At 45.5% G+C, this 14,038-nt stretch carries 12 protein-coding genes; 2 read left to right on the top strand and 10 right to left on the bottom strand.

The window, feature by feature from the left end:
- Positions 1-10: 10 nt before the first annotated feature.
- A complete protein-coding gene (gene recA, locus Q0230_RS16975; protein WP_298611932.1) occupies positions 11-1,060 on the bottom strand; it encodes a recombinase RecA in 1,050 nt (349 codons plus the stop codon).
- 389 nt (positions 1,061-1,449) lie between these two features.
- Between recA and Q0230_RS16970 the strand changes: the two genes are divergently transcribed.
- Positions 1,450-2,055 (top strand): PH domain-containing protein, encoded by a 606-nt coding sequence (locus tag Q0230_RS16970; RefSeq protein ID WP_298611929.1) that lies wholly within the window; start codon positions 1,450-1,452, stop codon positions 2,053-2,055.
- Positions 2,056-2,081: 26 nt separating this feature from the next.
- Here the strand turns inward: Q0230_RS16970 and Q0230_RS16965 are convergent, their stop codons facing one another.
- Positions 2,082-2,585 (bottom strand): CinA family protein, encoded by a 504-nt coding sequence (locus Q0230_RS16965; protein WP_298611926.1) that lies wholly within the window; start codon positions 2,583-2,585, stop codon positions 2,082-2,084.
- Between the two features lie 79 nt (positions 2,586-2,664).
- Here Q0230_RS16965 and Q0230_RS16960 point away from each other — a divergent pair, with 79 nt between their 5' ends.
- Entirely contained in the window at positions 2,665-3,324 is a 660-nt protein-coding gene (locus tag Q0230_RS16960; protein WP_298611923.1) for a DUF480 domain-containing protein, read from the top strand.
- A 231-nt stretch (positions 3,325-3,555) separates the two neighbouring features.
- On the opposite strand, the gene Q0230_RS16955 is transcribed toward Q0230_RS16960, so the two are convergent.
- From Q0230_RS16955 to Q0230_RS16920, 8 genes are all read right to left on the bottom strand, one after another.
- Entirely contained in the window at positions 3,556-4,092 is a 537-nt protein-coding gene (locus tag Q0230_RS16955) for a pseudouridine synthase (RefSeq protein ID WP_298611920.1), read from the bottom strand.
- A gap of 3 nt (positions 4,093-4,095) precedes the next feature.
- Positions 4,096-5,136 carry an FAD:protein FMN transferase gene (locus tag Q0230_RS16950; RefSeq protein ID WP_298611916.1) on the bottom strand — a complete coding sequence of 347 codons (1,041 nt, stop codon included), beginning with the start codon at positions 5,134-5,136 and terminating at the stop codon, positions 4,096-4,098.
- A 13-nt stretch (positions 5,137-5,149) separates the two neighbouring features.
- Positions 5,150-6,601, bottom strand: coding sequence for a dynamin family protein (locus Q0230_RS16945; protein WP_298611913.1), 1,452 nt, complete (start codon positions 6,599-6,601; stop codon positions 5,150-5,152).
- A gap of 15 nt (positions 6,602-6,616) precedes the next feature.
- Positions 6,617-7,387: a hypothetical protein gene (locus tag Q0230_RS16940; RefSeq protein WP_298611911.1), complete on the bottom strand. Its 771-nt coding sequence runs from the start codon at positions 7,385-7,387 to the stop codon at positions 6,617-6,619.
- 150 nt (positions 7,388-7,537) lie between these two features.
- The gene (locus tag Q0230_RS16935; RefSeq protein WP_298611908.1) at positions 7,538-8,203 is read right to left on the bottom strand and encodes a hypothetical protein; all 666 of its coding nucleotides are present in this window, start codon (positions 8,201-8,203) and stop codon (positions 7,538-7,540) included.
- 32 nt (positions 8,204-8,235) lie between these two features.
- Positions 8,236-8,865, bottom strand: a complete 630-nt coding sequence (locus Q0230_RS16930; protein WP_298611905.1) for an AAA family ATPase — start codon at positions 8,863-8,865, stop codon at positions 8,236-8,238.
- 57 nt (positions 8,866-8,922) lie between these two features.
- Complete coding sequence (locus Q0230_RS16925; protein ID WP_298611902.1) at positions 8,923-10,248, bottom strand: hypothetical protein; 1,326 nt, start codon at positions 10,246-10,248, stop codon at positions 8,923-8,925.
- A gap of 18 nt (positions 10,249-10,266) precedes the next feature.
- Entirely contained in the window at positions 10,267-14,004 is a 3,738-nt protein-coding gene (locus Q0230_RS16920) for an efflux RND transporter permease subunit (protein ID WP_298611899.1), read from the bottom strand.
- Between the last annotated feature and the right edge of the window lie 34 nt (positions 14,005-14,038).

Below are 14,038 nucleotides of genomic sequence, written 5' to 3'. Positions count from 1 at the left end.
TGAGGGGGCATTACATTAATTCATCCGCGGGCAAATCATCGTCTTCCTCAGCTGCAGAGGTAATAATGGGTGCAGTTAAAGCAGCTGCACGAATTGCTTGCTCAATCGTTTTAGAGACTTCTGGATGTTCTTTTAAATAAGTTTTGGCATTGTCTTTGCCTTGACCGATTTTTTCACCATTGTAGCTGTACCAAGCACCTGCTTTACCAATCAAGCCTTGATTCACACCTAACTCAATTAACTCGCCTTCACGAGAGATACCTTCACCATAAAGAATTTCAAACTCAGCCTGTTTAAACGGCGGAGCCATTTTATTCTTTACAACTTTCACGCGGGTTTCATTCCCGATAACCTCTTCGCCTTTCTTGATAGAACCAATACGGCGAATATCTAAACGCACTGATGCATAAAACTTCAGCGCATTCCCACCGGTAGTAGTTTCTGGGCTACCAAACATCACCCCGATCTTCATGCGAATTTGGTTAATGAAAATCACCAAGGTATTAGAGCGCTTAATATTACCGGTCAATTTACGCAAGGCTTGCGACATCAAACGTGCTTGTAAGCCCACATGCGAGTCACCCATATCGCCTTCAATTTCAGCTTTAGGCGTTAAAGCAGCCACGGAGTCAACGACAACAATATCTACCGCACCTGAACGCACTAGCATGTCAGCAATTTCTAAAGCTTGTTCACCTGTATCAGGTTGGGAAACTAATAAATCATCCACATTCACGCCAAGCTTAGCCGCATAACTTGGATCTAAAGCATGTTCTGCATCCACGAAAGCCGCTGTACCACCAGCTTTTTGGCATTCTGCAATCACTTGTAGAGTCAACGTGGTTTTACCAGAGGATTCTGGGCCATAAATCTCAATGACACGCCCCTTCGGTAAACCACCAATACCTAGCGCAATATCCAAAGTCAACGAGCCTGTCGAAATCGCTTCAATATTCCGTACCGCAGCAGCGTCGCCCATACGCATCACTGCGCCTTTGCCGAACTGACGTTCGATCTGTCCTAATGCCGCCGCCAATGCTTTTTTCTTGTTCTCATCCATGCCGGTCACTCCTTATAACTGAGTAAAATTAATCTGTTTGAACGCGCTAATTATCGCATAGTTAAGGTCGGTATAGAACTAAAACAGACGAAAAAAACGAACAAAAAACAAACCTTCTATCTTAGACTAGCGGCATGGACTATCTATCTGAATAAATTGATTTTTTTATTAAATTTTAAACGCTGTATGTTGGGAAGGGAACCATAAAACCTGAAAATTTCAGCCTGCGCAATCAGAAAACAACACTAGAACTAAGTTTATTATTACCCTCAGCTCCAAGGCTCTAAAACTTACCGTTTAAGCGCAAAAATTATTGAGCACTGCAGCCTGTGCTACACTCAAATAACATTCTAATAAATATAGTTTTTAACAAAAATAAGGAGGTAGGAATGTTTAAAAAATTAGCTTCTGAAGCCCTAGGCTTAAGCGATATTGGTGTCATTGTCTCCCCTAATGACTATGACAAGGTTGACGCTGATGACTACTTGTTCCATGAAGACGGCGAAAAAATCTTCTTTCTGATCAAATCTAAAAAAGATGAATACTGCTTTACCAATTTTGCCCTCATCCATGTCGATGGTGATTCAGCAGTGTCCTCTAAACGCATGATCAAACGTTATGATTTTGCCAGTGCTTTCATCGAGCAAGTACGTATTGAAACGGCGGGCACCATTGATATGGATGTAGAACTAAAATTCATTATCGCGGGTGTCACCTTTAGTATTGATGTGCGCAAGACGCATTTGGAACAACTCAAAGACATCTACAAAAGTCTGATAAGCATTCATAAACGCCAAGTCGCAGATGGCGTGTGTCGTGACAATGTGCGACAAGCGCTCAATGCAACCTCATCCATTTATAAACTAAATACTGCTACTAATGGTGAGGTAGTGGGGCAATTCAAAGAACTACTCAGTCAACTTAATACAGCTCTACTAGTCACGCATACTAAACGTGACTATACCGATGTATTTAACAAGTACATTCATAATTAATTGATTACTTGATGGTCAGGGGTTGGTTATTTTTCCGACCTCTGGCTTGTCAGTAAACTATTAACAGCCTTCAGTGCTGCCAATACAGCCTGATTACGGACTTGCTCACGATTGCCTTGGAAATAAAAAGTGTCTGCCCACTCAAGGCTATTCTTGACAACCACAGCAATACAAACAGTACCCACGGGTTTATACACACTCCCCCCCTCTGGCCCAGCTATGCCACTCACAGCCACAGCAACCTGAGCCATGGATTGCTCGAGTGCACCTTTTGCCATCTCTAGCACTACGGCTTCACTCACTGCGCCGTAAGCTTCAATAGTTTGTGCAGCAACCTTTAATAAACGCTGTTTAGCTGCATTACTGTACACAACAAAAGCACTGTCAAACCAGACTGAACTCCCTGCCATGTCTGTACAGACCTTAGCCACCCCACCACCCGTACAAGACTCAGCAATAACGAGAGACCAGTTTGCTTGTTTAAGCTGATTCGCTAAATGCTCAATTACATCGTAAACAGAATCTTGCATGCTAAGCGGGCTCCTAGTGCACAAAAAATGTGCTTATATTAAACTGCATGTATGAATAACAAGACTTAAAGCCCTCATTATGCAAACACTGGATGACACACAGAAACCACCTTTTAGCGCTGAAGAAATTCGCATTCTAGGTAGTTTAATGGAAAAACAACTAACTACTCCGAATAATTATCCACTAACCATTAACTCCTTAATGTTAGCTTGCAATCAAAAAACTAGCCGCGAACCCCTCATGAACCTGAAAGAAGGCGATGTCGGGCATATTGCCCGTAGTTTAATTGAGGATGGCTGGATTGTGCTGCAAAATAGTGGGCGTGCACAGCGAGTAGAACATAAAGTACAGCGTAAATTAAATTTAACACCTCAGCAGCAAGCTGTTTTAGCGGTACTCATGCTGCGTCGCCCACAAACACTGAATGAACTAAAGATTCGTACCGACCGCATGGCTGAATTTAAGCAGCCTGAGCAAATTCGGACTATACTTGAAGACTGGCTAACGGCTGAGCAGCCATTAGTAATGAAACTACCGCCCCAAGCGGGACAACGTGAAGAGCGTTACTATCACACCTTAGGTTCTGAAACTTTAGAAAGTCTACAAGCAGAGGTATCTACTACTAAAGTAGATGATGTGGCTGAGTTGAACGAATCAATGTATGCAAGCTTATTAAAGCGTATTGAAAGCCTAGAACGTCGGCTTGAACACTTAGAAAGTTCAGTCTTAAATGGTTAGAATAACTAAACAATTAGGATAATTTTCGTCACTTGTGCATTGCAGCAACAATCACTAATATGAGTTTCATAGCACGAAGCAACTGAAGTTCAGATTGATGATAAGTGCAAACAATTTGTCGGCGCTCGCAGCTTAATAGGTACATGACTCCTCCTCTCCTCCAATCATATACCGTTGCGAGCGCTTTTTAATTTCTCCCTTGGTTAATTGCAACCTCGCTAAGACGCTGGATCAGGCAAAACGCCAACTCCCACAAGGCAGCCCATCCAGCGTCCATGCATCTACCTGATACCGAATTAAACGCAAGGTTGGAAAGCCTACCGCAGCGGTCATGCGCCGCACCTGTCGATTGCGTCCCTCACGAATTTTTAACTCTAACCAACTATCTGGAATATTTTTTCTTACGCGAATTGGTGGCTGGCGCGGCCATAAATCTTTAGGTTCGTCTATTAAGCGCACTTCAGCAGGCAAAGTCCAACCGTCGTTTAGCTTTACCCCTTTGCGCAAAACGGCTAAAGCTTCTGCAGTTGGTAAGCCTTCAACTTGTACCCAATAAGTTTTAAACGCTTTATATTTCGGATCTGCAATTCGTTGTTGCAAGCGACCATCATTGGTTAAAACTAACAAACCTTCACTATCTCGATCTAAACGTCCTGCCGCATAAAAATTTGGTAGCTTAATGTAATCCGCTAAAGTTTGCCGGCCATGTTCATCGGTAAACTGGCAAAGCACATCGAATGGTTTGTTAAATAAAATAACGCGAGACATGAGCTAGGGCTGTAATAACAAAGGCTGAAAACCAGCCGTCGCATAAGTTTCAAATCCCTTATCAGTGCGCCAAATAAAAAAAGCCTTAAGTTGATGCTGATCAGCAAATGCCCTGCCCTTAATCTCGCCCATCGCCATCAGCATGGTTGAATAAGCATCCGCTAGAGTCGTATTCTCCGCTACCACAGAAACGGAAGCTAAACTATGGCTTGCGGTATAACCCGTAGTGGTATCAATGGTGTGCGAGTAACGCTTACCATTTTCAATAAAAAAATCCCGATAATCACCTGAGGTGGATAAACCAGCATTTACTAAGCGCATGCCTTGTTGTACAGCATTACCTAAATCTACCGGCTTCTCAATCCCAATCCGCCAATCATCACCCCGCGGGCTTTTACCTAGGGTACGTACTTCCCCACCCAATTCGATCATATAATCTTTAATGCCTTGCTGCTCAAAGTACTGGCCGATTAAATCGACTGCATAACCGGGAGCAATCGAAGCCAAATCCACATACATCTCAGGCAAAGCTTTACGCAAGGCTGGGGGTTGTTCTTGAGTAAATAACTTCTGGTAGCCGACTTTAGCTAAAGCCGTTTGAATCTCTGCATCGGTTGGCTTAGTTTCTGCTTTTTTTGTACTACCAAAACCCCAGATATTTACCAAAGGTCCAACGGTAATGTCATACACCCCTTTGCTGAGCTGACTGACTTGCTGAGCTGCTGCTACTACTTTGACTAAATCCAAAGAAACCGGAAACCACTCCGTTACTTGAGCTTGGTTAAAGCGGGAAATCTCTGAGTCCTTGCGCCAATTCGACATTTGCTCATCAATCCGCACTAAAATAGCATCCACACCTGCGCGCAAAACTTTGGCATCTTTGGTCAAGCGCGGGTTTGGTAGAAAGGTAATATGCCAAGTAGTGCCCATGCTCTCGCCTTGTAAACGCACCGCCGTACTTTCTTTGGAGCTGCAAGCTGTTAGCAGAACCAAACAGGCTAATGCCAGCATCCAAGCTGGCATTAAAGTAGATTGACGCAGCATTCGCCTAAGCAAATTAGCGACCTTTCGCAGGCGGTGCAGGATCGCGTCCTGATGGATTAGTGAACCGATCATTGAGACGTTGAACCAAGCGATCCACTGAGTGACGAATATTATCCAAACGCCGGCGATTCAGATTACCCCAACCTGCAGGTTTAGTTTGGAGAATCGAGCGGAAGAAGCCTGTACTTTTCTTGAAAGCAGCTTGTAGGTTGCCATAGGTCTCTTCAGTGCCTAATGACTTACCCACATAACTACGCACTTTGCTACGAATTAAGAAGTGCACAATCAACAGAATCAAAAGTGGAATGGCAATGAAAATAGCTGACATCACAGGGCTTGACTGCGCCTCAGCCAGCCAAGGTGGATTGAAGGTCAAACCTTGCCACCAGCCTAGCCAAACCGTTAACGCAATCCCACCCACGGCTAAAGCAGCAAAAGCAATTCCATCCCAAATTAAGGTATCACGCCGCCAACGCTGTAATAAGGTGCGTAGGCGTGGTACTGCTTGTTGTTCAATTTGATTACTAGTGGATTCTAGATTACCGATAATGCGATACACCCGTTCTACATTCACGCCATCAATGCGCTCCATAATGCGCTGGTAATCTGCATCCCGTTTAGCCACATAACGCGCCCATACCGCCTCATTCGGTACAGGTACTGCTAAACGATCATTAAACAAAATATGAAAACTACCGGCTGATAAACCACTTTGTACCAGTGCTTTTTGCCATGAAGCGACGATATCTTCTAAATTATCTTCACGGGCTGAGGTATCTACTTGGTTCAAGATAAACAAGAATTTAGAGTTATCATTGCGGCGCTGTGTACCACGTACTAAATGCTCTAAAGTATCTTGCATCGCTCCCGGTTCAGGATGACGCGCATCAAAGAACACCATGACTAAATCAGATAGCTCAATAATATGATCGGTCAGGCGCAAGATCGCCTTACGCTGTGCATCCGCATCAAACCCAGGGGAGTCAATCAAAATCCGCCCGCGCAGCTTTTCACTGGGAGCTGCCTTCATTTGCAGATAGTTGTCAATACGTGAGCCTTCACCCGCACTAACGGCTTCAATTTCCTCACCGATTTGATAGAACGGGAAACGAGGGTCTCCATCCAAAGCTAAACCGGGTAAAGTACGCTGTGTGCCATCAGGGCTAAAGGTAATCACAGTAAAACGATCATCAACTGCCTGGTTGCCTGTGCGTTGCAGCTCTAAGCCTAGATAAGTATTGATAAAACTCGACTTGCCCGCTGAGAAAGTGCCCAAAATCGAAATCAGCGGCCACCATGAAATTTGCGTTGCATAGGACTCACCCGGTGCTAGTAAGCCGATTTTCTTGGCAACTACATCAAGCTCACGATATTTGCCAACGACATCCACCATAGTGGGATTTTCACGCTTTAAATGCTCTTGCAGCAGATTAAGGCGTTGCTCCATACGTTTATCAGGGGTCATGCGACGATCCTTTATTTAATTATGCAAACCCGCCAAGGTCGCAGCCACTGATAAGTTAATTTGAGAGTGGCTCTCTGGTTGAGGCTTAGCAGGCTGTAGTAATGGTTGAGTTATCGGAGCAACTGTAGTCGGTGTTTGCGGCGCGGTTGGTGCCATCCCTTGTTGTCCCGAATAAAGCCAGCCAGCATTATAATACGGACTGCTGTAATAAGGTACTAGCGGTGCCGCTGGTAGCGATATGGGTGGATTAGCATTACCACCGCCAAAGGGCATAAAACTATTAAATAAACGCATCGGCTTAGCAATACTGCGGTTCATACTCCACATATCATGCTGCATATTATAAGCCGAGACCGCCATATGCTGAGTCGAAGCATTCATCTGGGTGACATCATTAGACATACGTTGAGTACTGTTATTCATTGCATGCATGGTATTGGACATGGCATTGGTAGAATTAACAATACTCGCCATCTGCCCTGACATGGTCGTCATACTACTGGAAATACTTAGCATGCTGGTATCGACCGAAGCGCTTAACTGCACAATGGTTTCCGCTAAACGATTCACATCACTGGTCAAGCGTTGAATCAGATAAAATCCATAACCTGCCAGAATAATAAAAGCAACGAGAGAAGGGTAAACTAAAAACTTGAGTAGTGTAGTGGCATTGGATTGATTAGTTTCAAACTGACGTAAATCCTGTTCGACACCAGTTAATTCGTGCTCGACACTTTTCAACTCTAAATTAACCTCATCTAAAGAAACCTTAGATTGAGTCGACATGCGTGTGCTCCTGTGGGTTTGTAAAGGAGCTTCAATAGGAAACCCCAAACAATAAAACCTTAGGCTGCTCTATAAACGGCAACCCGCCTTTTTATCTTTGGTGGATAAGAGGAAATGGCATGCCCTAAGACATGCCATGGATAGATTTCGTTATTTTATCACAGCACCGATTTCAGCGGCTTTAGTTGGATCAACCACATCAGCATAAACTTTAATGCTTTGTAATTCAGTGATCCGCCCTTGCTCAGCTAACCAAGGCGCAATTTCAGCGTATAAACCAACCGCTTCAGTACTTTTACCTTGCTTCCAATAAACGTTCGCTAACTCACCTTTATAATCAGGTTTGTTATCTTTTTTCAGTAAAGACTGATAGAAACCTACTGAACGGTCATATTCACCACTCCAATAAGCTTCACGAGCTGCTAATAATAAATTTTCAACGCTAGAACTATCATTCACAGCTTGTGCTTCAGTAGCTGCTGCGGTTGCAGTAGTACCAACAGCAGCTTGCTCAGCGACTGAAGCAGAAGCAGCTTGGGCTTGCTCACCGCTAGCAGCGGTTTGTTCTGCATTAGCGGCATTAGCCTCAGCGCCATGACCTGCTGGCATAGCTGCAGCTGCTTGAGCCTGCGTTGAACCTTGCTCATGCCCAGCAGCACCTTGTTGAGCCTGCATTTCATGCTGGCCTGCTTTGGCTTGATGTTCTTTCTTAGGTGGTGCACTGCTGCCCACAATATAGTTTAAAAGGATAGCAATAGCTGCTAGTAGCCAAGCAAACACTATAGGATGCACTAATAGCCAACGGAAAGCTTTCATGGATATCTCCTGTCTCCAAACCCCGAATACGGTTAATTAATAAGGTGGTAAAGCTCCCGCCCCAAGGCATCAATTTCAGCTGCTGCCTTAGAGCGCGGTTCCATTTCAAATACCGCTAAGCCTTCACTAAAGGATCGACGGTAGCTTGTTCTTAAATAAAGACGCGAATCTAGTAAGTGCAGACCCTCTAACATTCCCAAGGCTTCTGCCGCTTCTGCGGTTTCACGCACGGTGGAATGTGTATCTGCTCGGTTGAGTAAAGCGAATAATTTAACAGGTCGCTGTTGACGAATTTCTGCAATCATCTTTAGAAATCGTTGCGTCGACCAGACATCAGCTTGGCTAGGTGATACTGGAATCAATATCTGATCAGCTCGCTGAATGGCTAATTCAGTAGCACGCCTATCGGCTAATCCAATATCTACTAACACATGCGTATGCTGTCCTTCAGACCCTAACGCCTCCACCTTCCGCTCTGGTTTAAGCTTAGGTAGATAACCTTCCTCAGCCCGGATTTCGAAGGCATCAGAAGTGGTCGATTGCGGATCTAAGTCATACACTAGAACATGCACATTTTGGCGAGTTGCTGCCCAAAGAGCGAGGTTAAAAGTGACTGTACTTTTACCTGTCCCACCTTTGAGGTTGCCAATTAATGTAATCATGCCCACTTTTCGCTTACTCCAAGCTATGAACCTTGATTCATAGCTGGATCACTCCGCTTATTGAGCCGGAGCTGGTTGTTGTGGTTGAGCAGGTACTTGTGGTGCTGCTGGTTGTTGGTGTTGCATACGGCCACCTTGCATATACATGCGTGGTTGACCCGCTGGCATGGGATACATCGGCGCCATACCTTGCGGCATCATCATCATTGGCATTTGGTTAGCCTGTGGCACGACAGGAATAATGTACCAATATTGCACCTGTTGTTGATAAGGCATCGCCATTGGCATAGCAGTCATCGGCATCATTGGAGCCATTGGACGACCTTGCATCAGCGGCTGAACATTCACACTAGCTTGATTAGGCACTTGTGCTAATTGCTGTTCTGGTGCTGCTGGTGCTTGCGGCGCTTGTGGCTCTACAGGTGGCTGAGGCGCTTGAGCAGTTTGCTCTGACACACCCGTTTGACCAGGCATATCAGGCATTTGGAGTTCAGTTGAATTTTGAGTAGGTTGGGCTGGAGCTTGCGCAGTTTGTTCAGGAGCTACTGGCTGTTCAGAAGTGGCGGCTGGTTGTGCTGGAGCTTGCGCGGCTTGCTCTGGTGCTGCCGGCTGTGCTGGAGCCTGAACAGCTTGCTCAGAGGCTGCTGGTTGTACAGCTTGCTCTGGAGCAGCAGGTGCCGTAGCTTGATCAGGCAAAGTTGGCATTGCTAACTGACCAGCTGGCGCTTGTTCTGGTGCTGCTGGAGCTTGTGCAGTTTGTTCCGGCGCGGCTGGTTGCTCAGGCAAAGTTGGCATTGCTAACTGTGCTGCGGCCTGAGGAGCTGCTGGTTGTGCTGGAGCTTGCGCGGCTTGTTCGGGTGCTGCTGGCTGCTCTGGTGTCAGCGGTTGCACTGGAGCTTGAGCAGTTTGCTCTGGTGCTACTGGTTGGGCTGGAGCTTGCGCAGCTTGTTCGGGTGCTGCTGGCTGTTCAGTAGTTGCTGGTTGTGCTGGCGCTTGGGTAGTTTGCTCTGACGCTGCTGGCTGCTCAGGAAGAGCAGGTATCTCCAGTTGTGCTGCGGCCTGAGGAGCAACTGGTACACCTTGCTCCACAGTAATACTACCTTCTACAGGCACTGGAGTTGCATATGGCCCAGGTGGTGGTGCTGGCATATCGGCTGCTTGTACAGTAACTGCAACATTAGCTGCACTCACCGTAATTTCATTAGTAGCTACAGCGGCAGTATTTGTATTAGTTGCTTCGACTTTAACACTTGGTGCAGCCATTTCATTAGGATTTACAAAAGGCCCAGGAGGTGGTAAAGGCAAATCAGCTGCCAGCACTGCGCCCGAGGCTAAAGCTGTCGCGATAGCCAACGCAACTAGATTTCTATTAAGCGTATTCATTAAAGAACTCCTTAAAATTTAAATATCTTTTTTCAGCTTGATGCCTCTGCGTTTAGCAGGTTTGGCAGCTCCTGCCGACTCATTATTCTCGCTTTTTTCTAGCTCGACCTGAATTGGTTTCTCTGGTTCGGGTAAACCAGAATCTGACTCTAGTAACTTGCGACGTACTGGTTTATCAGGCTCAGGCTCAGGCTCAGGCTCAGGCTCAGGCTCAGGCTCAGGCTCAGGCTCAGGCTTCAGCATCCTGCCCGAATCCACAGGCGTTTGTCGAGCAGCTTTGTCCAATCGGTGCGATGTTTTAACAGATTGGCGCTTCTTTCGCCAGCGCAAAACTGCTTTACCTGCATCAAGCACTCCATCCTTGATACTAGTCACTAAAGCAATTACATACATGACTGGAAAAACAATCAAACCTTTAGCAATCGCTAGCCATTTAATACGTTTACGCTTTACCCCCGCTGAAGGGCTAATTGCTGATGATATAGAGTCTGAATCTGCAGATGGTAAACCTAAGGATTCACCCGCACTAATACAACCTAAAGGAATCACTAGTAGAGTTAATAAAGTTGAAACAGCTCCACCAAAAATTAAGGATACCGCCATTCCTTGGAAAATTGGATCAGATAATATCACCATTGACCCGCCGATTAAGGCTAAGGCCGTAATTAAAATGGGTCGCGTCCGTGCTTCACAAGAACGAATCACTGCTTCCCGGGGGCTTAATCCCTCACTAACTACCGCATCACGGGCAAAATCGACTAATAAAATCGAGTTCCTGACAATAATTCCAGCCAAAGCAATAAAACCAATCATGGACGTGGCTGTGAATTCGGCTCCCATGATCCAATGCCCTGGTAAAATACCAATTAAGGTTAAAGGAATTGGCGCCATAATAATCGCAGGCAACGTAAAATTACCAAATTGCGCTACGATTAACATATAGATCAGAACTAAAGCAGCCGCAAAAGCAATTCCCATATCACGGAAGGTTTCGAAAGTAACCGTCCACTCGCCTGCCCAAACAAACGAAGACTTTAGCTCCAAATGATTGGGGGCTTTAAACCAATAACCACTCTCAACTGTACTACCATCTGGCGCAGCATAACCCTTGCCGGCATTTGCAGCCAACAAGAGCCCTTCCACCTCTTTCTGGCCATAAACCGGAGCCGCTAAGCGCCCTACTCCTTCAGCAGTAACAAACTCAACTGGATTAAGATCTTTGTGATAAATCGGTTTGTCTTGTACCTCACGAATAAATCCGCCCAATTCAGACAAAGCCACTGACTTACCTTGTGCATTCGTGACTGGCAATTGGACTAGAGTCATAATTTGTGAGCGTGAGCTTAAAGGGACTTGCATAATGATATGTGTCGGGTCGATTAAGGCATTTTTCTTAATATCCCCCAGTACAAAACCGCCCATCGCCATACTTAAAGCCCGATTCACATCTTCAACGGTAATACCATTACGTTGAGCCTTATCCGTATCGATCACAAAGCGCAGATTTTCGTAATCATTTTCCAGCATATTATCAACATCACCTAAATTCTTCGCTTGCTTGAAGAACTCCGTCATATCCGCTGCCATTTGCCGGCGAATAGTAGGGTCTTGGTGATAAATTTCAGCCACTACGGTTTGTAATACAGGTGGGCCGGGGGGCATTTCTACGACTTGAATTTTCGCACCTGCCGCTTGTGCGAGTGGGGTTAGAATTTCCCGTGCTTGTACTGCAATTTGATGGCTGGTACGCGTGCGTGCCTTTTTATCCAGTAACTGAACTTGAATATCACCCTGCCAAGCTTGTTGACGCAAATAATAATGGCGCACTAGCCCATTGAAATTAAAGGGTGAAGCTGTTCCCGAATAAGTTTGTACTGCCGTCACTTCAGGTAATTTTTGCATTTCGGTGGCTAACTGATGAATCAAATTAGCTGTCACCGGCAAAGCGGTCCCTTCGGGCATATTCACTACAACATTAAATTCTGGTTTATTATCCAAAGGCAGCATTTTTACAGGTACTGCTTTTAAGGGATAAAATAGGGTCATTAAAGCGAAGAAAATCAGAATGATGCTAAACAAAAAAGCATAGCCTTTGAGTTTGCTATCAACTAAAGGAAAAATTAAGCGGCGGAACCAAGACTCTAAGCGTACGGCTTGTTTATGTTCTTGTTCCGCATCCACATGCAGTTTTTCAAGGCTAGGTTTGAATAGATTAGTCAGCCAAGGTGTGAAAGCGAAAGCTGCAAACAGAGAAATCAGCATGGCGACTGAGCCGAGTACCGGAATCGGCATCATATACGGCCCCATCATCCCGCTTACAAAACCCATCGGTAGCAGAGCTGCAATTACTGTTGCAGTCGCTAAAATAGTAGGGTTACCCACTTCGCGCACCGCATCTACCGCAATCGCTAAACTCTGTTGCCCTACTAAGAGCCAACGTCGATAAATGTTCTCTACCACTACAATGGCATCGTCCACCAATATCCCAATCGAGAAAATCAAGGCAAATAAGCTGACGCGGTCAATCGTCATATTCAGCATCCAAGCAGCGAATACTGTTGTGGTAATGACAGCTGGAATGACAATTAATACCACTAAGCCTGCACGCCAACCCAAAGCTAGCCACACCAGTACGGTGACAATCATGGTGGCAATAAACAGCTTTTTCAGTAATTCGTTTACCTTGGCTTTAGCCGTTGCGCCATAATCACGGGTGATTTCCACATGGATATTATCGGGAATGATCTGCCCCTTGAGACCTTCTAACTTTTGCAGAATGGCTTGGGAAACCTCCACCCCATTCGTACGATGCTTTTTAGCAATGGCTAAAGTGACTGCAGCCGCATTGGAAGCAGTTTCACGCACTTGCGCAGCAGCTCCTGTGTAATAACCGACCATCTGACTTGCATCACTAGGGGCTTCTTTCACCTCAGCTACATCACGCACATAGACAGGCCGACCCTCTATAACAGTCACCATCAGATTTTTAATATCTTGTGCTGTACTTAAAAAGGAACCACTGTAGATTTTGTAAATATTCTGATTCGGTTCGACAAAACCAGTGTGTTGCTCAGAATTAGCCATCTGGATCGTGCGCGCGATTTGCTCTAAAGACACCCCAAAAGTGGCTAAGCGCTCTGGTAAAATCTCAACCTGAATTTCTTCACGGCGTCCATCAACAATGAAACTTTGGCTCGTATTCGCGACCCCACGCAATTCTTGTAATACTTCTAAGCCGACTAGACGTAAAGAAGCATCATCCACCTCATTTGACCACAGCGTCACGGTCACTACCGGAACATCATCGACACCTTTAGGTTTAACCAACGGATCACTGGCACCACGCGGAATGGCATCGCGATTCGAAGTCAGCTTGTCATAGAGCTTCACTAAAGAAGGTTCTAACTCTTCTCCCACTTTAAACTGCACGGTGACCATGGCTTCGCCCCGCATCGAAGCTGAATAAACATGATCTACGCCAGTAATTTCAGACATAATCGCTTCAAGCGGGCGCGCAATAATCGCTTCCACTTCACGCGAAGAAGCGCCCGGATATTTCACAAAAATATCCACCATCGGCACGGAAATTTGCGGATCTTCTTGGCGTGGGGTAATCATCAGCCCCAAAGCACCAATCGCTAAAAAGGCTAGCAATAGCAGTAAAGATAACGGCGAATTGATGAAAGCTTTTGCAGTTTGACCGGCAATCCCTAAACGATGAGCATAGCTATGGCTAGGTTGAGGGGAATCATTCATGCGCTATCTACCAATACGAAAAAGTGAACAGATA

Origin of the sequence: uncultured Thiothrix sp. (assembly GCF_937876535.1) — a bacterium.
Lineage (GTDB): Bacteria > Pseudomonadota > Gammaproteobacteria > Thiotrichales > Thiotrichaceae > Thiolinea.
The sequence above is the reverse complement of the archived record's forward strand: the minus strand, read 5'-3'. Positions and strand labels throughout refer to the sequence as shown.

Bases quoted from the DNA above. Each gene is read 5' to 3' on its own strand.
- recA (WP_298611932.1), bottom strand. From the start codon at position 1,060: ATGGATGAGAACAAGAAAAAAGCATTGGCGGCGGCATTAGGACAGATC.
- Q0230_RS16970 (WP_298611929.1), top strand. From the start codon at position 1,450: ATGTTTAAAAAATTAGCTTCTGAAGCCCTAGGCTTAAGCGATATTGGT.
- Q0230_RS16965 (WP_298611926.1), bottom strand. From the start codon at position 2,585: ATGCAAGATTCTGTTTACGATGTAATTGAGCATTTAGCGAATCAGCTT.
- Q0230_RS16960 (WP_298611923.1), top strand. From the start codon at position 2,665: ATGCAAACACTGGATGACACACAGAAACCACCTTTTAGCGCTGAAGAA.
- Q0230_RS16955 (WP_298611920.1), bottom strand. From the start codon at position 4,092: ATGTCTCGCGTTATTTTATTTAACAAACCATTCGATGTGCTTTGCCAG.
- Q0230_RS16950 (WP_298611916.1), bottom strand. From the start codon at position 5,136: ATGCTGCGTCAATCTACTTTAATGCCAGCTTGGATGCTGGCATTAGCC.
- Q0230_RS16945 (WP_298611913.1), bottom strand. From the start codon at position 6,601: ATGACCCCTGATAAACGTATGGAGCAACGCCTTAATCTGCTGCAAGAG.
- Q0230_RS16940 (WP_298611911.1), bottom strand. From the start codon at position 7,387: ATGTCGACTCAATCTAAGGTTTCTTTAGATGAGGTTAATTTAGAGTTG.
- Q0230_RS16935 (WP_298611908.1), bottom strand. From the start codon at position 8,203: ATGAAAGCTTTCCGTTGGCTATTAGTGCATCCTATAGTGTTTGCTTGG.
- Q0230_RS16930 (WP_298611905.1), bottom strand. From the start codon at position 8,865: ATGATTACATTAATTGGCAACCTCAAAGGTGGGACAGGTAAAAGTACA.
- Q0230_RS16925 (WP_298611902.1), bottom strand. From the start codon at position 10,248: ATGAATACGCTTAATAGAAATCTAGTTGCGTTGGCTATCGCGACAGCT.
- Q0230_RS16920 (WP_298611899.1), bottom strand. From the start codon at position 14,004: ATGAATGATTCCCCTCAACCTAGCCATAGCTATGCTCATCGTTTAGGG.